The 20,432-nt window shown below is 71.9% G+C and carries 20 protein-coding genes; 7 read left to right on the forward strand and 13 right to left on the reverse strand.

The window, feature by feature from the left end:
* Window positions 1-5 precede the first annotated feature (5 nt).
* Window positions 6-632, forward strand: coding sequence for a Uma2 family endonuclease (locus QSK36_RS34095; RefSeq protein WP_285785219.1), 627 nt, complete (start codon window positions 6-8; stop codon window positions 630-632).
* Window positions 633-974: 342 nt separating this feature from the next.
* Here the strand turns inward: QSK36_RS34095 and QSK36_RS34100 are convergent, their stop codons facing one another.
* Window positions 975-1,367: a cellulose binding domain-containing protein gene (locus QSK36_RS34100; RefSeq protein WP_183544432.1), complete on the reverse strand. Its 393-nt coding sequence runs from the start codon at window positions 1,365-1,367 to the stop codon at window positions 975-977.
* 369 nt (window positions 1,368-1,736) lie between these two features.
* Window positions 1,737-2,690: a helix-turn-helix domain-containing protein gene (locus tag QSK36_RS34105; protein WP_285785220.1), complete on the reverse strand. Its 954-nt coding sequence runs from the start codon at window positions 2,688-2,690 to the stop codon at window positions 1,737-1,739.
* Window positions 2,691-2,816: 126 nt separating this feature from the next.
* On the opposite strand from QSK36_RS34105, the gene QSK36_RS34110 reads away from it, so the two are divergent.
* Together QSK36_RS34110 and QSK36_RS34115 are read left to right on the forward strand one after the other, a co-directional pair.
* Complete coding sequence (locus tag QSK36_RS34110) at window positions 2,817-3,383, forward strand: hypothetical protein (RefSeq protein WP_183544436.1); 567 nt, start codon at window positions 2,817-2,819, stop codon at window positions 3,381-3,383.
* Complete coding sequence (locus tag QSK36_RS34115) at window positions 3,380-4,261, forward strand: hypothetical protein (protein ID WP_285785221.1); 882 nt, start codon at window positions 3,380-3,382, stop codon at window positions 4,259-4,261. Before QSK36_RS34110 ends, QSK36_RS34115 begins: the two co-directional genes overlap by 4 nt.
* A 72-nt stretch (window positions 4,262-4,333) precedes the next feature.
* Here QSK36_RS34115 and QSK36_RS34120 read toward each other — a convergent pair whose 3' ends face one another.
* Window positions 4,334-6,460, reverse strand: coding sequence for an acetate--CoA ligase family protein (locus tag QSK36_RS34120; protein ID WP_285785222.1), 2,127 nt, complete (start codon window positions 6,458-6,460; stop codon window positions 4,334-4,336).
* Between the two features lie 2 nt (window positions 6,461-6,462).
* Window positions 6,463-7,632: an acyl-CoA dehydrogenase family protein gene (locus QSK36_RS34125; protein ID WP_139576689.1), complete on the reverse strand. Its 1,170-nt coding sequence runs from the start codon at window positions 7,630-7,632 to the stop codon at window positions 6,463-6,465.
* A 141-nt stretch (window positions 7,633-7,773) separates the two neighbouring features.
* Between QSK36_RS34125 and QSK36_RS34130 the strand changes: the two genes are divergently transcribed.
* Entirely contained in the window at window positions 7,774-8,457 is a 684-nt protein-coding gene (locus QSK36_RS34130) for a TetR/AcrR family transcriptional regulator (RefSeq protein ID WP_285785223.1), read from the forward strand.
* 48 nt (window positions 8,458-8,505) lie between these two features.
* Here QSK36_RS34130 and QSK36_RS34135 read toward each other — a convergent pair whose 3' ends face one another.
* Both QSK36_RS34135 and QSK36_RS34140 read right to left on the reverse strand, forming a co-directional pair.
* Window positions 8,506-9,363 (reverse strand): MaoC/PaaZ C-terminal domain-containing protein, encoded by an 858-nt coding sequence (locus tag QSK36_RS34135; RefSeq protein WP_285785224.1) that lies wholly within the window; start codon window positions 9,361-9,363, stop codon window positions 8,506-8,508.
* 1 nt (window position 9,364) lies between these two features.
* Window positions 9,365-10,288 carry an SDR family oxidoreductase gene (locus QSK36_RS34140; RefSeq protein WP_285785225.1) on the reverse strand — a complete coding sequence of 308 codons (924 nt, stop codon included), beginning with the start codon at window positions 10,286-10,288 and terminating at the stop codon, window positions 9,365-9,367.
* Between the two features lie 118 nt (window positions 10,289-10,406).
* On the opposite strand from QSK36_RS34140, the gene QSK36_RS34145 reads away from it, so the two are divergent.
* On the forward strand, window positions 10,407-11,870 hold the full coding sequence (locus QSK36_RS34145) for an MFS transporter (protein WP_285785226.1): 1,464 nt from the start codon (window positions 10,407-10,409) through the stop codon (window positions 11,868-11,870).
* Here QSK36_RS34145 and QSK36_RS34150 read toward each other — a convergent pair.
* From QSK36_RS34150 to QSK36_RS34160, 3 genes are read right to left on the reverse strand one after another with little or no spacing between them, the layout of a single operon-like run.
* Window positions 11,863-12,825: a pirin family protein gene (locus tag QSK36_RS34150; protein ID WP_285785227.1), complete on the reverse strand. Its 963-nt coding sequence runs from the start codon at window positions 12,823-12,825 to the stop codon at window positions 11,863-11,865. The genes QSK36_RS34145 and QSK36_RS34150 overlap by 8 nt on opposite strands.
* Window positions 12,822-13,157 carry a GNAT family N-acetyltransferase gene (locus QSK36_RS34155; RefSeq protein ID WP_285785228.1) on the reverse strand — a complete coding sequence of 112 codons (336 nt, stop codon included), beginning with the start codon at window positions 13,155-13,157 and terminating at the stop codon, window positions 12,822-12,824. The genes QSK36_RS34150 and QSK36_RS34155 overlap by 4 nt, the downstream gene beginning before the upstream one ends.
* 23 nt (window positions 13,158-13,180) lie before the next feature.
* Window positions 13,181-13,951, reverse strand: a complete 771-nt coding sequence (locus QSK36_RS34160; RefSeq protein ID WP_285785229.1) for a pirin family protein — start codon at window positions 13,949-13,951, stop codon at window positions 13,181-13,183.
* A gap of 96 nt (window positions 13,952-14,047) precedes the next feature.
* Here QSK36_RS34160 and QSK36_RS34165 point away from each other — a divergent pair, with 96 nt between their 5' ends.
* Complete coding sequence (locus QSK36_RS34165; protein WP_285785230.1) at window positions 14,048-14,527, forward strand: MarR family winged helix-turn-helix transcriptional regulator; 480 nt, start codon at window positions 14,048-14,050, stop codon at window positions 14,525-14,527.
* Window positions 14,528-14,657: 130 nt separating this feature from the next.
* Here QSK36_RS34165 and QSK36_RS34170 read toward each other — a convergent pair whose 3' ends face one another.
* Genes QSK36_RS34170 through QSK36_RS34185 form a run of 4 tightly spaced genes read right to left on the reverse strand, consistent with a single transcriptional unit; the run spans window position 14,658 to window position 18,106 of the window.
* The gene (locus QSK36_RS34170; protein ID WP_225898944.1) at window positions 14,658-15,263 is read right to left on the reverse strand and encodes a CBS domain-containing protein; all 606 of its coding nucleotides are present in this window, start codon (window positions 15,261-15,263) and stop codon (window positions 14,658-14,660) included.
* Between the two features lie 12 nt (window positions 15,264-15,275).
* Complete coding sequence (locus QSK36_RS34175; protein ID WP_183544462.1) at window positions 15,276-16,400, reverse strand: CapA family protein; 1,125 nt, start codon at window positions 16,398-16,400, stop codon at window positions 15,276-15,278.
* Window position 16,401: 1 nt separating this feature from the next.
* On the reverse strand, window positions 16,402-17,115 hold the full coding sequence (locus QSK36_RS34180) for a hypothetical protein (protein ID WP_285785231.1): 714 nt from the start codon (window positions 17,113-17,115) through the stop codon (window positions 16,402-16,404).
* A gap of 43 nt (window positions 17,116-17,158) precedes the next feature.
* Window positions 17,159-18,106, reverse strand: coding sequence for a ribose-phosphate diphosphokinase (locus tag QSK36_RS34185; protein ID WP_285785232.1), 948 nt, complete (start codon window positions 18,104-18,106; stop codon window positions 17,159-17,161).
* A gap of 450 nt (window positions 18,107-18,556) precedes the next feature.
* On the opposite strand from QSK36_RS34185, the gene QSK36_RS34190 reads away from it, so the two are divergent.
* On the forward strand, window positions 18,557-20,419 hold the full coding sequence (locus QSK36_RS34190; RefSeq protein ID WP_285785233.1) for an AfsR/SARP family transcriptional regulator: 1,863 nt from the start codon (window positions 18,557-18,559) through the stop codon (window positions 20,417-20,419).
* Window positions 20,420-20,432 lie beyond the last annotated feature (13 nt).

The raw sequence follows: 20,432 nt of genomic DNA on the forward strand, positions 1-20,432 counted from the left end.
GCTGGATGACAGCTCTGCCGGATGACAGTTGGCTTCTCAGCATCCGTCCTCAGCCTGCACGCGTCACCGCGGAGGAATACGACGCGCTTCCCGAGGAGATCGCGAAAGCCATCGAGATCGTCGACGGCTACGTGGTCTACTGCGCGGCTCCCACGCCTGATCACCAGACCGCCGGCAGGAGATTGGCCAACCTGCTGGAGCGGCATGCCCGTGCCGCGATGAGCAAGGGGCATGAATGCCTCACGGTGAACAACGACGTGGATCTACGCCTGAGGGATCTGCCGTTGCTCAACCGCAGGCCCGATGTCGCGCTCTACCGCTGCCTGGACCGCGAGCAGGGTGAGCGTCTTCGTGCCGAGCACGCGCTGCTCGTCGTGGAGATCGTGTCTCCGGGATCGGAGACCCAGGACACGACCGACAAGCTCGGGGAGTACGCCAAGGCCGGCATCCCGGACTACTGGGTCGTCCGGCTCGACCGCACCGGCGTGTCGGCCATCGAACGCTATCGGCTGGACCGGGCGGCGATGCTTTACAAGCACATCGGCACTCTCATGAAGGACGAGCCCGGAGAGGCTCCCGTCGTGAGCAGCCCGATCCCCATCATCATCGACTGGACGGACCTGGAGTTCTGAGCACAACTCAGTGATCCGGTTCCCGACGATGCCTGACTTCGTCGATTCGAGGTTCACTCCCGCGGTCGAGTTGTACGAGGAGACCACCGACGCGCCGTCGTAGTAGAGGTGGGCGACGGCCTCCGGCGGGGAGAGAGTGCCGCTGCTCTGCTCGTAGACGATGGTGAACGGCACGATCACCGGGGCGCCGCCGTACTTGTAACACCGCACCTGCACCGACAGCCCCGGACCGCCGGGACGAGCCCCGCCACCATCATGAGCGTCACGCAGAGCCGGAGAACCGTCTTTCTGATCCGCTACATCTCGTCACCCGTTCGCCGTGGACGCCGAACCGCGCCGCCATCAGTAGGGCCCGTAGGTCACCGCGCAGGGGACGCCGTTGAGCGTGAAGCCGGTGGGGTGGTCGTCGGCCCCATTGGCGTTGAAGCCGATATCGAAGCTCGTGCCAGGAGAGATGCTCGTGTACCAGCTACTGGCGGCCTGGACGCTCGGCGGGGTCTCGGAGAAGGTCGCATTCCATCCTTGCATGATCGTCTGGCTTCCGGGGAAGACGAACTGCAGGATCCAGGGGCTGAACATCCGGGTCCCGGTGTTGCGGATCGTCACTCTGGTCGTGAAACCAGTGACCCACCCGACGCTGGCGTAGGTCACCGCGCAGTCGTAGCCGAGCGGCACGTCCGCGGGTGCCGCCTGGGCGGGAGTCGCGAACAGCGCGGCCAGGAGAATCCCTGCCATACCGATCCCCGATGAAGCCCGCGGAAAACGCATGGATCCTCCTCCGGAGCGGCGTTCGATGAAACCGATTTCAAAGTGATCGTGAGCCACCCGGCATGCGCTGTCAAACAATTCCCGGAGCATATTTCGCGATTACTCGGCCCTGTCGCGCCTACGTTCGCCACTTCATGCGAGCCGAGCTGGTGGTTTCACCCTCGGCCACATACCGATTACTTTGCCGAGGTCGACGGAGCGGCCCTGATCGACGTCGCGAATTACGCTTTTCAGACGCGCCAGATTATGCCCGAATATATTCGTCGCCCGTTCCTGCGCGGCGGCGGGCGCCGCTGGACGGAGTGCCCACACCCCCGTGGCCGGGCCCGTGTGCGCTCAGGGGTGTGCGCAGGACGTCTGGACCGTGTCGGAAGCCTGACCGTCGATGACGATCTGACCACGCGCCACGACGCATCCCACACGGGTGCTGAGCATGCCGGCCCAGTGCCGGTCGCGGACGAACTCCTCGTCGATCCGGCTCGCGCTGCCGTCGGCCGGCCTGAAGGTCTCCAGACGGACGCGGATGTCGTCGGAGTGGTGGTTGATGAGGGCGGCGTTGGGGTCAAGACGCGCCCAGGCCTTCCCGCACTCGGCGGAGTAGCGCACCTCGAGGTTGCCCAGCCGCTGCGGTCCGGACCAGATCTCCTGAGAGGTCAGCGTCACCGCCTCGATGCATCCGGCCCGTGCCGGATCCGCCCCGTCGACCTTGCTCTGCCCCTGCTCGAAGGTGTAGGGCAGCACTTTCCTGGCCGGGGACCAGGCCATCGCGGGCGCCGCGCGCGGCCACAGGACCAGGGCGAGCACGCCTGCGGCGGTCAGGAGGAGGACGACGCCCGCGGCGATCCACATCCCGCGCACCCGGCTCCCCTGCTTCCGGCTCCCGGCAACCCGGCCGCGACCGACCGGCACGTCTCCGGCACCGTCTTCCGCACCGTCTTCGGCACCGTCTTCGATGTCGGCTTCTGCGCCGGCTTCTGTGGCGGCGGAGGGCGGTTCCGCCGCCTCCGGCCCGGGCGCGGGGGCGTCCTGCCGGCCGGCGACGTCCAGCCAGCGCTGCCGCCACTCCTCGACGTCGCCGCCGCACGCGGCCACGTAGGCCAGTGTCAACTCCAGGGTGGGCAGCGCTTGCCCGCCGGCGGCGCGCGCGAGAGCCGCGGCCGAGTAGTGCGCCTGCTCGGCGAGCTTACGATACGACGGATTGCCCGCCTTCTCGCGTAATCGGCGCAACTCGTAGGCGAAGGCCTCAACCGGTCCGGCGTCCGGGTCCAGGGGGTTTTGCGGGCGGCCCACAGCGGCTCTCCTGGCTTGTCTCAGGGATTGTCTCTGCGTTGTCTCGCGACATCCAAACCGTAGGCGACAACGTAATGGATCTCCACAATCGCTGACGCACCCCTTCGACAAACCTGTTAGGGAGACATGAGAGACATGCCGCGCCCGATCGCGCTCGCCCTTCCCGTCCTCCTGCTCGCCGTCTGCGCCGCCCCGGCCGCGGCCGCCCCGGCCGACGACGTCAGCGGGGGGAAATACTCCATCCCCGTACCGCCGACGGTGGACGTGATCGACTTCAACAATCCCGCCAAGGGCTGCCCCGGCGACGCCGGCAACCAGTACAAGATCGTGGGCGCCAACCCCACCCTGACCGCTTGGACCTACGCCAACGGCACCCATCGGTGCATCGAGGTCAGCTACCGACCGAAGGTTCGCAAGCGCTGCGAGTTCTGGTTCATGACACCCGGGAGCGAGTTCAGACAGTATGCCACCGGAAGGATCACGTTCCACTTCGAGTACACCGACCCCGGCTCCCATCCGCGGGACGAGCGGGTCACCGTCGACGAGCGCTCCGAGAGCGCCGTCAAGCTCGGTGAACACAGCGGCGTGGAGCGCATCTGGTTCGGCGACGACACCGGCCAGCGCTACCCCACCAAGATCGCGTGGGATGTGAAGGGCACCGCCGGCGGACTCACGCAGGTGTGCACGGCATGACCAGCGAGGTTCCCACGACAGCGGAGAGCCGTCTGATGGTCCCCGGGACCGTCCACGCCGGCGCCTTCCTCGGCTACCTGATGGCCGGCGGCCTGCTCGTGCAGACGGCCACGCTGGAGCGGATGATCGAAAACGGTCTGCTGGACGCCGACGACTGGGACGGTGTGCAGCCCATCGTGCTGACACTGGCCGTGCCGATGTTGGCCGCGGCGGTGGCCCTGCACTGGGGGCTGCGCCCCGCCCGGCTGGTGCTGGCCATCACAGGCTGGCTGCTGGCGGGCTTCCTGGCCGTGCTGACGCTCGGCCTCCTGGGCCGCCCGTCGGTGCCCGCGACGGTGCCGTTGTCCATCGTCGCGAACGCCGTGGCGGCCGTCGTCATGGCCAGGCTGCCGTACGGACAGCAGGCGGACGACTACCTGAAGGGGCGTGGCCGGACCCGGGCCGACGTCCGTGCCGCCCGCCCGGACGGCCTGGCCGCGCCGGGCGGCGTCCGCCTCGTGGCGGGCTTCGTCGGCCTGGCCGCACTGGTGGGGGTCGTCGCCACGGTGGATCTCGTGGTCAACGCGAACGGTTCCCCGCTGCCGCCGCTCGCCATCGCGTGCATGGCCGTGGCACTGGTCAGGGGACTGCTGCGCGGCCGGCTGTGGGCGCGCGCCTACAGCGTCATCGTGTTCGCGTCCGCCCTGGCCGGCGGGCTGATCACGCTGATCGGGCTCTGGCGGGCCTCGATTCCGGAGGAAGGCTTCCTCGCCTCCGCCCCGCCGGACGTCGGCCCGGCCGTAATGGTCACCCTGCTGCTGATGGCCGTCGCCGCCGTGCTGCTGTACGCGCTGGCATGGCAGGAGAGCAGCGCCGCCTTCTTCGACGAGGGCTGGTGACGCGCTTGTGAAGCGCGCCGGGGGACCGGCGCGCTTCACGGGTGCGCACAGGCGGCAGGGGCAGCGGCAGGCTCAGCCGCCGGCTCGGTCGCGCCAGGTGATGAGAGCGTCGAGCGCCTCCACATGGGAGCCGCGGACGAGCAACGGGTTGATCTCCAGCGACTCCAGGTCGTCGCCGAGGCTCTCGGCGAAGGCGGCGACGCGGGCCACGACCTCGGCGACGGCGTCGAGGTCGGCGGGCTCGGTGCCGCGTGCGCCCCGCAGCAGCGCGGTGCCGCGCAGCTCGTCCAGCGCCCGCCGCACCTCGGCCGCGTCCACCGGCACTACGCGCAGCGCCGTGTCGCGCAGCGCCTCCACCCAGATCCCGCCCAGGCCGACGGCCAGGGTGAGCCCCCACGCCGGGTCCCGTACGATGCCGGCCAGCAGCTCCACGCCGCCGCCGCGCTGCGGCTGGACGAGCGCGCCCACCCGGCCGGCGCCGGGCACCGCCGCGGCGGCGGCCACGACCTCTCGGTAGGCCCGCTCGACGTCCCGCGCGTCGGACAGACCCAGCCGGACCCCGCCGATGTCGCTCTTGTGCCCCAGCCCCTCGGCGGCGGCCTTGAGGACGACCGGGTAGCCGAACCCGACCGCCGCCGCCACCGCCGACTCCTCGTCGTACACCAGCTCGCCGGGCACGACCGGGATCCCGGCGGACGACAGCAGGGCGGCGGCGCGGTGCTCGGCCCACATGCCGGTCCCCGCCTCGACCGCCGGGGCGCTGACCGCCGCCTCGGCCGGGACGGCTCCGTTCGCCGCCTCGACGGCCGCGCGGTACGCCCGGGACCACCGGACCGCGGCGCCGATGGCGTGCATGCCGTGCTCGATGCCGCCCGCGACGTACGGGAACCCGGCCTCCCGCTGGACGTCGCGGCCGAATTCGGTGACGTCGGTCAGCACGTTGCTCACGACGACGACCGGCATCGGGGCGTCGGCCATGCGCTTGGCGCTCGCCGAGAACATGGCGTACACGGGCGCGGGGTCGGGCGGGGCGACGCGCGGGAGGTCCGACAGCAGCATGACCGCGTCCACGCCGGGGTCGGCGGTGACGGCCTCCAGCGCGCGGCCGAGCAGCGTACGGTCGATGAGCACGTAGCCGGTGACGTCGAGGGGGTTCTGCACGGTCCCGAAGGCGGGCACGATCTCGCGCAGCCGGGCGACGGTCTCCGGGGCGAACGCCGGCAGCTCCAGCCCCTCGTCCTCGGCCCGGTCGGCGATGATCTCCGACGCGCCGCCCGACGGCGTGACGACGCCGATTCGCGGGCCCGGCAACGGCCCCACCTCGGCCAGCAGCCCTGCGGTGATGATGAGGTCCTCAAGCGACCGCACCCGCACGACCCCGAGCTGCCGGAACGCCGCGTCGATCACGTTGTCGTCGCCGACGAGCGCGCCGGTGTGGGCCTGGGCGGTGCGGGAGGCGAGCCGGCTGCGCCCGATCTTGAGCGCGACGATCGGCTTGCCCGCGAGCAGCGCCCGGCGCGCCGCCCGGGAGAAGGCGGCCGGGTCGCGGACCGACTCGAGGAACAGCGCGATGGCCTTGGTCGCCGGGTCGTCCACCAGGTAGTCGATCACGTCGGTGACGGTGACGAGCGACTCGTTGCCCATCGAGGTGAGCAGGCTGATCCCGACGTTGCGGGCCTGGGCGAAGCCGAGCACCGAGCTGGCCAGCGCGCCGCTCTGCAGCACCACGCCGACCGACCCGCGCAGCAGCGGGGACGGGATCGGCAGGCCGTACGGCGTGACGTCCGCGGCGGCGTTGATGAAACCGTTGCCGTTGGGGCCGAGCACGGTGAGGTCGTTCTCGCGGGCGAAGTCGACGATCTCCGCCTCCAGGGCGGCGCCCTCCGGGCCGGTCTCGCCGAAGCCCGCGGTGAGGATCACGTAGTTACGGATGCCGAGCTTGGCCCCCTCGCTCAGCACGGGCAGCACGGCGGTCGTCGGCACCATGACGTACGCGAGGTCGACCTGGCCGGGGATGTCGGACAGGCTGCGGTGGGCCTGCTCGCCGTGCACCACGCCGCCGCGCGGGTTGACCAGGTGCACGGGTCCGCGGAAGCCGTGCGTACGGAGGTTGGTCAGCGTGCTGATCGACCAGCCGGACTTGTCCGTCGCCCCGACCAGGGCGATCGACCGGGGGTTGAACAGCTCTCCTACCGGCATCCTCACTCCCCGATCGTGCCGAGGCGGGCGTGGCCCCTGAGCAGGTTGCGGGCGATCGTCCGGCGCTGGATCTCGTCGGTGCCCTCGAAGATCCGCAACAGGCGCAGCTCGCGATACCACCGCTCGATGGGCAGTTCCTTGGTGTAGCCCATGCCCCCGTGGATCTGCAGCACGCGGTCGACGACCTGGTTGGCCATGACCGCGCCGTTCAGCTTGGCGATCGAGGAGGCGTGCCGGGCGTCCATGCCCTGCTGCACGCGCCAGGCGGCGTGGAGGGTGAGCCACTTGGCCGCCTCGATCTCCACCTGCGAGTCGGCGATCATCCACTGGATCGCCTGGTATTCGGCGATCGGCTTGCCCATCGACATGCGGATCTTGGCGTAGTCGATCGCCATCTGGAGCATGCGCTCGGCCGAGCCGACCGCCCGCGCGGGGATCATGTAACGGCCCTGGCCGATCCACTGCATCGCCAGGTCGAAGCCCCTGCCGAGCTCGCCGAGGATGTTCTCCTCCGGCACCCTGACGTCCTCGAACACCAGCGAGGCCGGGCCCCACTGCCCCATCGTCGGGATCGGCTCGGACTTCCAGCCCATGTCGCGGTCGGCCAGGAAGCAGGTGACGCCGCCGTTCGCGCCCTTGTCGGCGTCGGTCACGGCGAACACCATCACGAAGTCGGCCTCGTTGCCGCCGGTGATGAAGGTCTTCTCGCCGTTGATGACCCAGTCTCCGCCGTCCTTGACGGCACGCGTACGGATGTTGCGGGCGTCCGAGCCCGCGCCCGGCTCGGTGATGGCGAAGCAGGAACGGCGCTCGCCCTCGATGGTGGGGATCAGGTAGCGCCGCTTCTGCTCCTCGGTGCCGGCGTAGAGGATGTTGTCGGCCGATCCGCCGAAGCTGAACGGGACGAACGTCCGCCCCATCTCCATGGCGATGATCGCGGACATGACCGGGCCAAGGGCGGCCCCGCCGTACTCCTCGGGGGTGTTGATGCCCCAGAAGCCCATCTTCTTCGCCTTGAGCCGCAGGTCGCTCAGGACCTCGGGATCGAGCCCCGGGCCGCCGGCGCGCTCGCCGCGCAGCACCTCGGGTTCGAGCGGCATGATCTCCCGCTCCACGAACGCGCGAATGGTGTCACGGATCTGCAGTTCCTCTGGGCTCAGGGAGAAGTCCATCGACGCGACTCTTTTCTAGAATTGCTCTCTAGGAATCGGCTCCAGCCTGGTTCCCCACCGGAGGGGTGTCAAGAGGTCTGGAATCACTTTCTAGAATTCGACGGGCTACGATGGCGTCGTCCCTGTCGACAAGGAGCCCAGATGGCACGCAAGCCCGGCGGCAGGAGCGGCTCGTGGGAGTGGAGCCGCACCGCCCAGACGCGTAAGAGCATGCTTCAGGCCGCCCGCGAGGTCTTCTCCGAGCACGGCTTCGCCGACGCCAACGTCGCGGACGTCGTCGAGCGCGCGGGCTCCAGCGTCGGCAGCCTCTACCACCACTTCGGGGGCAAGACCGAGCTGTTCCTCGCGTTGTGGGAGGAGCACCAGGCCGCCCACGAGGAGGCCGCCGCGTCCAGCGTCGCCGCGGCGAAGCAGGCGGGCGTGAAGGACCCCGTCGAGCTGTTCATCGAGGGGGCCAGGGCCTTCCTCGAAGGGTCCTGGCAGCGGCGCGACCTGGCCCGGCTGTTCATGGACGGCGACGGCCCGCCGGGGTTCGAGCTGATGCGGCGCACCCGCGGCCGGGAGTGGGTCCGGCAGAACGCCGTCCTGCTCGGCGCGGCGAACACGCCGACCGACCGCCTCACGGTCTCGGTCCTCACCAGCGTGATCGGCGAGGCCGGACGCGAGGTCGCGACGAGCGAGACCGAGGAGGAGGCCGAGGAGGTCGTCGAGGCGGCGATCGCGCTCATCCGCCGCTTCGGCGACCCCCTGGCCACCCACGACGACACCACCGACGCCACCGACGCCACAGGTGCGGTGGACGACGCCGGGGCCGCACCGAGCTGACTCCGGCGAGCCGACCCCGGCGACGCCCCGCGCGCCGCTCCCTCCACCTCAGGCGGGGCGGAAGGCGGCCCTGCCCCGGTCGATCACGACGGTGCCGTCCTCCTTCGCCGTACGGAACAGGGCGGTCGCGCCGTCGTCGGACGTCCTGGTGGACAGCCAGATGGACACGGTCAGCGGCTCTCCCGGGTAGACCGGTTTGCTGAACCGTCCCGACATGGCCGCGAAGCGGGCCGGGTCGGACCCCGCCACCGCGTGCAGCAGCGCCCGCCCGGTGATCCCGTACGTGCACAGCCCGTGCAGGATCGGCCGGGGGAAGCCGGCGCGGGCGGCGAAGGTGGGGTCGGAGTGCAGCGGGTTGCGGTCCCCCGACAGGCGGTACAGCAGCGCCTGGTCCGGGCGGGTCTCGTACGTCACCGTGTGGTCCGGTGGCCTGCCGGGCTCGGCCCACTCGTCGCGGGGGCCGCGCTCGCCGCCGAAGCCGCCCTCGCCCCGGATGAACACCGAGCTCCGGCTCGTGATCAGCAACTCGCCGCTTTCGGCGTCGGCCGCCCTGGCCTCCGTCGTCACCAGCGCCCCCGAACCCTTGTCGTAGATGCCGGTCACCGTCGAGGTCGTCCGTACGCGACCGGCGGCCGGCAGCTCGCCGTGCAGTTCGAAGGCCTGCTCGGCGTGCACGAGCATGGCGGGGTCGAAGTCGCCGAGCCGCCGCCCGGTCGGCGCCTGGGCGGCCAAGACCGCGAAGGTCGGCAGCACCCGCTGCCGGATCCCCGCCGAGTTCTCCGTGGTGAAGGCGAGCTCCTCGGTGCCCGCCCCGACGCCCAGCGCGTACAGCAGGGTGTCGGCGGACGTCCACGACCGCTCGTGCGGCGCGCTCTCCACCCCGATCAGACTGTGGTCGAGCGGCATGTCAGTCCTCCCCGTCCGGGATGCGCCCGCTGGTGAGGGCATTCGGCGCGGCCTTGTCCACCAGGGCGGGGATCACCTCGCCCAGCTCGGCCGGATCCCACCGGGCGTCCTTGTCCACCCCCGGCCCGGCGTGCCAGCCCTCGGCGACGCTGATGTGCCCGCCGCGCACATTGAAGACCCGGCCCGTGATCCCCCGCGACCGCGCGCTCGCCAGCCACACCACCAGCGGTGCGATGTTGTCGGGCGCCGCCGGGTCGAAACCGCCCTCGGCGGGCCGCCTCCCGCCCGGGATGAGGTTCTCGGTCATCCGGGTGAGCGCGGCGGGGGCGACCGCGTTGACCGTCACGCCGTAACGCGCCAGCTCCTTGGCCGCGATGATCGTCAGCGACGCGATTCCCGCCTTGGCCGCGCCGTAGTTGCCCTGGCCGGCGTTGCCGTAGATGCCGGACGACGACGTGGTGTTGATCACCCGGGCATCCACCGGCTCCCCGGCCTTGGCCCTGGACCTCCAGTAGGCGGCGGCGTGCCGGAGCGGGGCGAAGGTCCCGCGCAGGTGCACCCGGATGACCGCGTCCCACTCGTCGGCGGTCATGTTGACGAGCATCCGGTCGCGCAGGATGCCCGCGTTGTTGACCAGGACGTGCAGGTCGCCGAAGGTCTCCACGGCCCTCCTGATCATGCGTTGCGCGCCGTCGAAGTCGGAGACGTCCGCGCCGTCGACCACGGCCTCGCCGCCCATGGCCCTGATCTCCTCGACCACTTCGCCCGCGGCGCCGGTGGACGACCCGGTGCCGTCGACCTCCGCGCCCAGGTCGTTGACGACGACCTTGGCGCCCTGACGCGCGGACTCCAGCGCGTGTCCCCGTCCGATGCCCCGCGCGGCACCGGTGACGATCACGACACGGCCTTCCACGATTCCGCCCATGCCCAGCTCCCTTGACTCGACCTTGACCCGACCGCCTATGAACGTGATTCTAGTAATCGAATCTAGAATTCGGTAGGGAGGAGCCGGTCATGATCCAGCTCGCCGTACGATGACGGCCGTGCCGCAGACCGTTGCGGCGGACCCCGGCGAGCGGGAGCGGCTGCGCCACGCCTGGCGGACGCTGTCGGTCGTGAGCATGGCCAGCGTCCTGACCGCGCTCGGCGGCAGCGCGCTCAACGTGGCGCTCCCCCAGGTCGTACGGCAGACGCACGCGAGTGCGGACGCCGCGAGCTGGATCCTGCTCGCCTTCCAGCTCACGACGACCGTGCTCATGGTCGTGTTCGGCCGGCTCGCCGACCTGTTCGGACGGCGGGCGATGTATCTCGGCGGCCTGGCCACCTACACCGTCGCCAGCCTGCTGGCCGGGCTCGCGCCGGACGCGTGGGTCATCGTGGCGCTGCGGGTGGTGCAGGCGGCGGGCGGGGCCATGCTGCTGACCAACAGCGCCGCCCTGGTGACCGCCGCCTTCCCCAAGTCGCGGCTCGGCGAGGGAATGGGCGTCTACACCGCGTCGTTCTCCATCGCCCAGCTCGCCGGGCCTTCGCTCGGCGGCCTGTTCACCGAGCACCTGGGCTGGCGCTGGGTGTTCTGGTACAACGTGCCCCTCGGCATCGCGTGCCTGGTCTGGGGCGCGGTGGCCCTCCGTCCCGGACCGCCGCAGGGCCGCGACCGGGGGCTCGACCTGTCCGGCAACGCGCTCGTGCTCGCCTGTCTCGGCGGCCTGCTGCTCGCGCTGTCGGAGGTGACGAGGCTCGGCTGGGGACATCCGATGGTGGTGTCCGGGCTCGTCGTGTTCGCCGTGACGCTGCCGCTGTTCGTCGTGCGGGAGCTGCGGGCCCGTCATCCGGTGGTGGACATCCGGATGTTCCGCGATCTCACGTTCGCCCTCGGGACGCTGGCGTCGTTCCTCAACTCGACCGCCCGGGTCGGGGTGGTGCTCCTCGTGTCGCTGTTCTTCCAGGCCGTCCGCGGGGAGGACCCGGTGAGCGCGGCGGTGAAGGTGCTGCCGCTCTCGATCGCGGCGATGGCGGCGTCGGTCGCGTCGGGCTTCCTGCTGCGCCGCCTCGGCCCGCGCACGGTGGCCGTCGCCGCGACCTCGCTGACGACGGCGGGCCTGGCCGTCCTGCTGTGGCTGATCTCCCCTGACGTGTCGGTGGCGGCGCTCACCACCGCCCTCGTGCTCATCGGCGTCGGCTCGGGCATGTTCCTGCCCTCCAACACCACCGCGATCCTCGACGGGGTGCCGTCGCACCGGCTGGGGATCGTCAACGCCATGCGCCTGATGCTGCAGAACACCGGGGTGGTGGTCGGCACCGCGCTGGTCCTGTCGATCATCACGGTGCCGCTGCCGGCCGGGCTTCACGACGCCGTCTTCGCGGGAACGCTGTCCCACGTCTCGACCACGGCGGTCGAGCAGCTCGTGACCGGCTACCGCTGGGCGCTGGCCTGCATGACCGTCGTCTCCGCGCTGGCCGTGTTCACCTGCTTCACCCGGAGACGCGCGGGCTCATCCGTCAGCTGAGGACGCGGCCGTGGCGGTCGCGGGCCTTCAGCCGCACGGTCGGCATCTCGGGAGCGGGAAGGGGGTTCTGCCCGCCCGGGACGACGCCGAAGCGGCCGCCCCGCATCCAGTCGTCGCGCGCCCGCGCGATCTCCTCGTGCGAACGGCCGACGAAGTTCCACCACATCACCAGGGGCTCCTCGAACGGCGTGCCGCCCAGCACGAACAGCCGGGCCGGACCGGCCGTCTCCATCGGCACCGCCGTACGGCCCTGCCCGAGATAGAGCAGCGAGCCCGGCGCCAGCGCGACCCCGGCCACCTCGGCCGTGCCCGACATGACCAGCACCGCCGTCTCGTACGCCGGATCGACCGGCAGCCGCTGTTCTCCCGGACCAGCGAAGAGCACCTCGGCCCCGAGCAGCGGGGTGTGCACGCGGGCGGGCGAGCGCAGCGGTCCCACCTCGCCCACCACGACCGTCACCGTGACGTCCCCGTCGCGCAGCACGGGCAGCGCGGCGTGGTGCTCGAACCGCGCCTCCCCGTGTCGGGCCTCCTCCGGCAGCGCGACCCACAACTGCAGCCCGTGCATGCCCGGCGGGTGCTCCCGCGGCGACTGCTCCGAATGGGCGATCCCGTGGGCGGCCGTCATCAGGTTGAGCTGCCCCGGCACGATCGCCTGGACGTTGCCGAGGCTGTCGCGGTGCAGGATCTCGCCCTCGGCGAGCCACGTGACCGTCTGCAGGCCGGTGTGGGGGTGCGGCGGCACCTGCATGCCCGGCCGGCCGCTCACGTCGTCGGGCCCGAAGTGGTCGACGAAGCACCATGCGCCGACCATCCGGCGCGGGCGCTGCGGGAGCAGCCGGCGCACGGTCGTGTAGCGGCCGAGCGGCACGTCGTGGCCGGGCAGGAGCACGCTCTCCGGCTCCGTGCCGTCGGCGACGGTACAGCCGTACAGCGCCGACTCCCCAGGGCTCACTCTGATCCCTCCCCGCCGTCGAGGGAGAACCTGGCCCGCTGATCGGCGGGCACCAGGTCGAGGTAGTCGGGGTGCCGCTCGATGTACCGCTTCACGAACGGGCAGAACGGCAGGACCGACAGCCCGGCGTCCCGGGCGGCGTCGAGCGCCGCCCGGACCAGCGTCGAGCCGAGGCCCCGGCCCTCGAAGGCCGGGTCGATCTCGGTGTGGGTGAAGGAGATCCTCGGCCCGTTGAGCCGGTAGTCGGCGAAGCCGGCGAGCGCGCCGTCCACGGTGATCTCGAAGCGGCTCGCCTCCGGGTTGTCGGCGACCTGCGGTTCTGACTGCTGCATCGGGATTCCTTCCAGGATTGTCGTCACGCGGCGATCGTCGCGTGCATCTCCCACACGAGGATCTCGGCGGGCTCCGTCGCGGTGACCTTCTGCCCGCCGGTGGCGGTGAACCGTACGGCGTCGCCGGTCTCCAGAGTGCCCGCACCCTCCAAGGTGACGGTGCCCCGGGGTACGAACAGGTGCAGGAAGGGCGCCTCCGGCAGCTCCACGCTCTGGCCCGGCTGGAGACGGGCGGCGTACAGCGCGGCGTACCGGTTCTTGATGCGGATGGCCGCCTCTCCGGCGTGCTTGTCCATGCCGCTGGCGACCGGCACCAGGCCGCCGGTCAGCAGCTCGTTCTCGATCTCCAGCTGCTCGTAGCCGGGGGTGATGCCGGGCTCGTCGGGGACCACCCACATCTGGACGAAGTGCACCGGCTTGTCGTGGGTGTCGCCGCCGGTCAGCCGCCAGGAGTCGTTCTTCTCCGAGTGCAGGATGCCGGTGCCGGCGCTCATGCGCTGGGCCAGGCCCGGATAGATGACGCCGGAGTGGCCCTCGGAGTCCTGATGGACCAGGGAGCCCTGGAGCACCCAGGTGACGATCTCCATGTCGCGGTGCGGGTGGGTCTCGAAGCCGGTGCCGGGGTGGACGACGTCGTCGTTGTTGACCAGCAGCAGGCCGTGGTGGGTGTTGTCGGGGTCGTAGTGGCCGCCGAACGAGAACGAGTGCTTGGAATCCAGCCAGGAGATGCGGGTGGCGGAACGCTCGGCCGCCCGGCGGACGTCCACACGAGGGGTCAGCCTGGTCGTGGTCATGAGTGCCCTTTCCTCGTCGCCATGTAGATGATGCGTCATCTACTGGTGCCCCTCAACATACATGACGAGTCATTGATTCCGGCTAGCCTGGGGACCATGAACAGCCCTCGGTGGCTCGACCCGGACGAGCAGCGCGCCTGGCGGTCCTACCTGCGCATGCAGGGCCGCCTGACGGCCCGGCTCAACCGGCAGCTGCAGGCGGACTCGGGTCTGTCCCTGGCGGACTACGAGGTCCTCGTGCACCTCACCGACCGGGAGGAGGGGCGGCTGCGGCCGTACGAGCTGCAGCGCGACCTCCAGTGGGAGCAGAGCCGGCTGTCCCACCACCTGACCCGGATGCAGCGCCGGGGGCTCGTCAGGCGGGAGGAGTGCGCGGACGACGGCCGCGGCGCGTACGTCGTGATCACGGAGGAGGGCCGCCGGGCCATCACCGCCGCGGCCCCCGGACACGTGGAGACCGTGCGCCGCCTGTTCTTCGACGGCCTCACCCGCGAACAGGTCACCGCGCTCGAACGACTCGCCGCGGACGTGCTCGGCCGCCTCGACCAGGGAGCGTCCCGTGATCTTTTGCCGTAGCGAGGATCGGCCAGATGGATGCATCGCAAGGCCGAGGAGGAGCCCATAGCGGAGCTATGGGCGACGACGAGAACGCAGCGAGGCGCCATCTGGCCGACCGCAGTAGGCGAGAAAGATCACGGGACGCGACCTAGCTCACCAGTCCCTCGGGGAAGACGACGTCGGCCACTCCGGGGACGGTCCTGGCGACCAGCCCGGCGATGCGGGCCGACCGCTCGTCGCCGGGGCCGTACAGTTCGACGACGCCGTCCCGCACGGCCGCGCCGAAGGACGACGTGTCGGCGCAGTCGCGCAGCGCCGCGAGCACGTCGTCGCGGATCCGCTCGTCCCCCTGGGCCAGCAGGCCCATCAGGTCGCGGCGGCTGACGATCCCCACGAGCTCGTCGTCGCACAGGACGGGGACGCTCTTCACCCCCGTCGTGATCATCAGTTCGACCAGGTCCATGGTGTCGGCGCCGTCCCCGACGGTGGCGACGCGCGGCGTCATGACCTCCTCGACGAGCGCGGGCGGCCTGCCGGTGGGCAGGGCCTCGGGGCGCAGGAAGGCCCGGGGGTTGGCCCCGAACTCACCGCGCAGCAGATCCATCTCGCTGACGATGCCGATCATCCGTCCGGCCTCGTCCACCACCGGCGCGGCCGTGATGTCCTGCTCGTACAGCAGGCGGACGGCCTGCTTGATCGTCACCGTGCGCCGGACCGTCACCACCGGCGTCGTCATGATCTCGCGGACCAGCATCGTGACCACCTCCTACGCGGCCGGTGCGAGGGCGAGCGTGCCGCCGGGCGCCGGTGCGACCCGTGCGCCGAACTCCCGGCCGATCCGGTCGAGCGTCGCCCGCAGCCACTCGCGGTCGCCGCCGCAGGCGTGCCGCAGCCGCATCCGTACGGCCCGCATCGGCGCCATCCGCAGCTCCAGCAGCCGCCCCGACGCCGCCTCGGCCGTCGCGAAGTACAGCAGCCGCAGGTCGTCGCGGTACTCCTCGTAACCGGTGATGCCCTCGTAGTCGTCGATGAAGTCCCCGCAGCCGTAGAGGATCAGCCGGTCCCGGTACACCTCGGCCGGGCGGGGATGGTGGGAGGAGTGGCCGTGGACGAGATCGACGCCGCCCTCGACCAGCGCGTGCGCGAACTCGACCTGGTCGTCCTCGACCTCGTAGCCCCAGTTGGAACCCCAATGGAGGGAGACGACCGCGATGTCCCCCGGCCGCTTGGCCTGCCGGACACGGTGGACCGTCTCCGCCGCGGCGTCGGGGGACGGCCCGGGCAGGAAGGCCACCCCGGGCCGGTCGCGGGCCGCCGCCCATCCGCCGGGGACGCCGCTGGACGGCATCCCGACCGCGAACACCAGGACCCGCCCGCCGCCGGGGAGCGCCACGACCGCGGGCCGCCGCGCCTCGTCCTCGTCCCGTCCCGCGCCCGCCTGGTCGAGTCCCGCCCCCGCCAGCGCGTCCAGCGTCTCGGTGAGCCCGCGTACGCCGAAGTCGAGCACGTGGTTGTTGGCCAGCACGCACACGTCGGGCCGGGCCACGGCCAGGGCGGGGAGATTGGCCGGGTTCATCCGGTAGTGCACTTCCTTGCCCGGCGCGAAGTCGCGGCTGCGGGTGACACTCGTCTCCAGGTTCAGCACGCGTACGTCGGGGGCGGCCTCGTCCAGCACCTCCAGGGCGTCGCCCCAGGGCCAGGAGTAGCCGACCGGCCGCGGGATCGGGCCGTTCGCCTCCTCCGCCAGCTCGACGTACTCGCGGGCGTCCCGGACGCACGACTCCTCAAGCGCGGGATCGCCGGGGTGCGGGAGGATCTGGTCGACGCCCCGGCCCAGCATGACGTCGCCGCACAGGAACAGCGTCACCGGGTCCCCCGCCGCCGATCGCATCTCACCCCTCCTCGGTGAGTGCCGCACAGCGGGCGCCGCCCGGACAGTGGGGGAAGTTTTTGTGGTGGGCCAGCCACAGGCGGACGAGGGCGGCTTCGAGGTCGCGCACGTCCAGCCCCGCCTCGCCGGCGATCTCCCGCAGCCGATCGAGGGGGTGGTGTCCCGCGCCGAACAGCCCGGCGTGCCGCCCGGCTTCCAATGCGCGGTCGTCCGGCGGCGGGTCAACCCCCGGCCAGACGCCGCGCAGTTCGCGCAGGAACAGCGCGACCGTCACCGGGCCCCAGCCGGGCAGCGCGCCGAGCGCGGCGCGGGTCTCGTCCAGGCCGCCCCCGCGCAGCGCGCCCACCTCGCCGCCCACCGACTCGGCGAGGCGGAGCAGCCGGGTGGCCGTGCGGTAGTCGTAGCGGGCGTAGCCGCCGCGGTCGAGGATCTCGACCAGTTCCTCCCACGTGCGGCCTTCGACGTCGGAGATCCCGCGCACCCCCGCCTCGGCCATCGCCCGGTAGGTCCGTACGGCGATCGCGGCGGAGATCCGGGCGCCGAACAGCGTCGCCGCGAGCAGCCACCGCTCGACCTCGCGATCACCGCGGTCGACGTCGATGCCCATCTCGCGGGAGAACCGTCCGCCCAGGGTCTCGACAAGACGGCACGCGCGGTCCGGCAGGCGGGTCAGGTCCCTGCCCGCCGCCGTACGGCCGCGCGTCCTGGACGTCACACTCTCATCCTCCCCCCTGGCCGCCCGCCGCCACCGGGCGGCGTCAGGCGCCGGACAGCAGGTCGTCCATGCCCTCGTCCCGGTGGAGGCGGCCGATCGCCTCGGCCAGCAGCGGGGCGACCGGGCACACCTCCAGCGACGGCAGGGCCGCCTCGTCCTGCGGCAGGGTGTCGGTGACGGCCAGGCCCCGGATCAGGCCCCGGATCTCCGCACGGCGCAGCCGCTCCCACGCGTCCCCGGCGAACAGGCCGTGCGTCGCGGCGACGGCGAACGGCGGCACCGCTCCCTGTGCGAGCAGGGCCTCGACGGCGGCCTCGATCGTCGCGCCCGTGCTGATCATGTCGTCGACGACCAGCGCGGGGCGGCCGGTGACGTCGCCGAAGACCTGCTCGGCCCGCACGTCCGCCCCGGTCAGCCGGGTCTTGCGGACCAGCGCGACGGGCCGCGCCAGCAGGCGGGCGTAGTGGCGGGCGAGTTTGACCGCGCCGAGGTCGGGCGCGACCACCACCGCCTCCTCCGGCAGTCCTCGGCCGGCGGCGCGGGCGAGGACGGGCACGGCCGTCAGCGTCTCCACCGGCATCGGGCACACCGCCTCCAGCGCGGCCGTGTGCGGGTCGACCGCGATCAGGCGCTCGACCCCGGCCGAGGCGAGCGCGGCCACCACCACCCGCAGCCCGATCGCCTCTCCCTCGCGGCGGCGCCGGTCCTGCCGGGCGTACCCCACGTAGGACACGACCGCCGTCAGCCGGGCCGCGCCGCCCCGCCGGCAGGCGTCGGCGAGCAGCAGCGCCTCCATGACGTGCTCGCCGACGGGCGGCCCGGTGGGCTGGACGAGGTAGACGTCCGCGCCCCGGACACCGGTGACGACCGGCCGAGACTCGCCGTCCGGGAACCGGTCGACCGCCGGGACGGACGGCTCCTGGTCCAGCGCGGCCGCGACGGCGGCGGCGAGCGGGCGGTTGGCCGTCCCTGCCACGATCCGCAACGTCATGGCTGCTCCCCCCTCAGAACGGCCACTCCGTGACCGTCCCCCGTAGGCCCGGAGGCAAGCGCGGCCCGGGCGGGTAAGACCCCGGCGATCCCACGAACGGCCCCTTCCCTTGCCCTTCCCTTCACCTTCCCCCGCCCGGATCGGGCAAGGCGTGCCGTCGTGGCCGGGTTCGTCCGGCACCGGCCCCCGTCCAAGTAGGAATCAAGACGCTTGCAACCGGCCGAGGACACTGTGAGGCGAATGAACAGCAGACTGAGGAGAAGTGCCGGGCTCCCATCGCCCGTCAGACGGCCGCCCTCGGGGGGCACCGCGCACGCAACGTCGGCTCCCCTCCTCAAGGTTCCCCCTCCGACGACGATGTCGGAGCACGACTCACATCGGGTTCCCGCAACGGCGGCGTCATGGGCGGAGACCTGGCAGGCGGGGCCGAGCACCGGGCCGGCCCGACCGGTGACCATCAGGCTTCTCGGGCCGCTCGACGTCGTCTTCGGCGACACCGCGAGATACGTCTCGGGACTGCGCAGGAAGACCGCCCTGGCCGCGCTCGCCCTGCGGGTGGGGAAGGTGGTCAGCTACGACAGGCTGATCGACGTCGTCTGGGGCGGCCGATCACCCGTCACGGCCGTGAACACGTTGCAGAGCCACATCTCCTACCTGCGCCGGCTCTTCGGGGTACGCGAGTCGATCGTCACGCGGCCGGCCGGATACTGCCTGGTCCAGGGCGACGTCACCACCGACGTGGAGATCGCCGAGCGGCTCATCGACGAGGCGAGGCGGTCGGCCGATCCCCGGTTACGGGCGGCCAAGCTCAGGGAGGCCGTCTCGTTGTGGCGCGGTCAGCCACTGGACGACCTCAGCGCTCACCCCTGGCTGGACGAGCAGGCCGAGCGGCTCGAACAGGTACGCATGATCGCGTTCACCGTCTTCGTGGAGGCCCGGCTCGACTTGGGCGAGCACGCCGCGCTCATCCCGGAGCTGGAGGACCTCACCCGCCAGCACCCCTTCTACGAGGACCTGCACCGGCAGCTGTCACTCGCGCTGTACCGGACGGGCCGCCAAGCCGACGCGCTGTCCGTCCTGCACCGGCTCAGGGGCAGGCTCAGAAGGGAGCTGGGTGTCTCCCCCGGGAGGCCGTTGCAGGCGCTGGAGGAGGCGATCCTCAATCACGACGCCTCTCTCGACCCGCCCGTCGCCCGCCTGGCGATCCGGCCCGGGGCGGACGCGCCCGACCTGCCCGGCTCCGCCGGGGTGAGCCAGGCGGGACCGGTCGTTCCGGCGCAGCTGCCGCCCAGAGGGGGCAGGATCGTCGGCCGCGTGGCCGAGCTGGAACACCTCGACCGGGTGCTGGAGCGGCAACAGGGAACCGAGACCGGCTCGGCCGCCATCCTGGCGGTGTCCGGGGCGCCGGGAGTGGGGAAGACGGCACTGGCCGTCCACTGGGCGCAGCGGGTGGCCGGGCGGTTCCCCGACGGCCGGCTCTACGCCGACCTCCGGGGGTTCGACCCGAGCGGATCGGTCCTGGACCCGGCGGACGCCCTGTACGGGTTCCTCAACGCTCTCGCCGTGCCGCCGAGCGGCATCCCCGCCGGCGTCGAGGCCCGGGCGGGCCTGTATCGCAGCCTCCTGGCGGGCAAACGGATCCTCGTGGTGCTCGACAACGCCAGGGACGCCGCGCACGTCCGCCCGCTCCTGCCCGGCTCGCCCGAGTGCGCGGCCGTGGTGACCAGCCGGACGCAGTTGACGCCACTGGTCGTCACCGAAGGGGCGCGACAGCTGACCCTCGGCCCGCTGCCGCCCGCCGAAGCGTACGCCCTGCTGGCGAGCCGCCTGGGCGAGGACAGGGTGAAGGCGGAGCACGACGCGGCCGAGGAGATCGTCGAGCAGTGTGGCGGGCTGCCGCTGGCGCTGGCCATCGTGGCGGCGCAGGCCGAGACGTATCCGGTGCGCCCTCTCACGAGGCTGGCCGCCGACATGCTGGGGGGCTGGGCGCCCCTGGACGTCCTGACGGGCGGTGATCCCACCACCGACCTGCGCACCGTCTTCTCCTGGTCGTATCGGTCCCTCGGCGAGCACGCGGCGGGACTGTTCCGCCGGCTCGGATGCCGCACGGAGGGCGACGTCACCGCGCGGGCCGCCGCCGAGCTGGCCGGTCTGCCCGTGCACCGGGTCCGTCCGCTGCTCGACCAGCTCACCGCCTCGCACCTGCTCACGCGGTATCCGCGCGACCGGTACGTGCTGCCCGGACTGCTCCGGGCGTACGCGGCCGAGCTCTGGCGTCAGCACGAGAAGGAGACGTGCGGGCACCTGGGGTAGGCGCCTGCCCGTC

It is taken from the genome of Microbispora sp. NBRC 16548, from assembly GCF_030268985.1.
GTDB lineage: Bacteria > Actinomycetota > Actinomycetes > Streptosporangiales > Streptosporangiaceae > Microbispora > Microbispora catharanthi.

Bases quoted from the DNA above. Each gene is read 5' to 3' on its own strand.
- QSK36_RS34170 (WP_225898944.1), bottom strand. From the start codon at position 15,263: ATGCTGGTCCGCGAGATCATGACGACGCCGGTGGTGACGGTCCGGCGC.
- QSK36_RS34165 (WP_285785230.1), top strand. From the start codon at position 14,048: ATGAACAGCCCTCGGTGGCTCGACCCGGACGAGCAGCGCGCCTGGCGG.
- QSK36_RS34155 (WP_285785228.1), bottom strand. From the start codon at position 13,157: ATGCAGCAGTCAGAACCGCAGGTCGCCGACAACCCGGAGGCGAGCCGC.
- QSK36_RS34185 (WP_285785232.1), bottom strand. From the start codon at position 18,106: ATGACGTTGCGGATCGTGGCAGGGACGGCCAACCGCCCGCTCGCCGCC.
- QSK36_RS34100 (WP_183544432.1), bottom strand. From the start codon at position 1,367: ATGGCAGGGATTCTCCTGGCCGCGCTGTTCGCGACTCCCGCCCAGGCG.
- QSK36_RS34110 (WP_183544436.1), top strand. From the start codon at position 2,817: ATGAGAGACATGCCGCGCCCGATCGCGCTCGCCCTTCCCGTCCTCCTG.
- QSK36_RS34175 (WP_183544462.1), bottom strand. From the start codon at position 16,400: ATGCGATCGGCGGCGGGGGACCCGGTGACGCTGTTCCTGTGCGGCGAC.
- QSK36_RS34120 (WP_285785222.1), bottom strand. From the start codon at position 6,460: ATGCCGGTAGGAGAGCTGTTCAACCCCCGGTCGATCGCCCTGGTCGGG.
- QSK36_RS34115 (WP_285785221.1), top strand. From the start codon at position 3,380: ATGACCAGCGAGGTTCCCACGACAGCGGAGAGCCGTCTGATGGTCCCC.
- QSK36_RS34160 (WP_285785229.1), bottom strand. From the start codon at position 13,951: ATGACCACGACCAGGCTGACCCCTCGTGTGGACGTCCGCCGGGCGGCC.
- QSK36_RS34140 (WP_285785225.1), bottom strand. From the start codon at position 10,288: ATGGGCGGAATCGTGGAAGGCCGTGTCGTGATCGTCACCGGTGCCGCG.
- QSK36_RS34095 (WP_285785219.1), top strand. From the start codon at position 6: ATGACAGCTCTGCCGGATGACAGTTGGCTTCTCAGCATCCGTCCTCAG.
- QSK36_RS34130 (WP_285785223.1), top strand. From the start codon at position 7,774: ATGGCACGCAAGCCCGGCGGCAGGAGCGGCTCGTGGGAGTGGAGCCGC.
- QSK36_RS34125 (WP_139576689.1), bottom strand. From the start codon at position 7,632: ATGGACTTCTCCCTGAGCCCAGAGGAACTGCAGATCCGTGACACCATT.
- QSK36_RS34135 (WP_285785224.1), bottom strand. From the start codon at position 9,363: ATGCCGCTCGACCACAGTCTGATCGGGGTGGAGAGCGCGCCGCACGAG.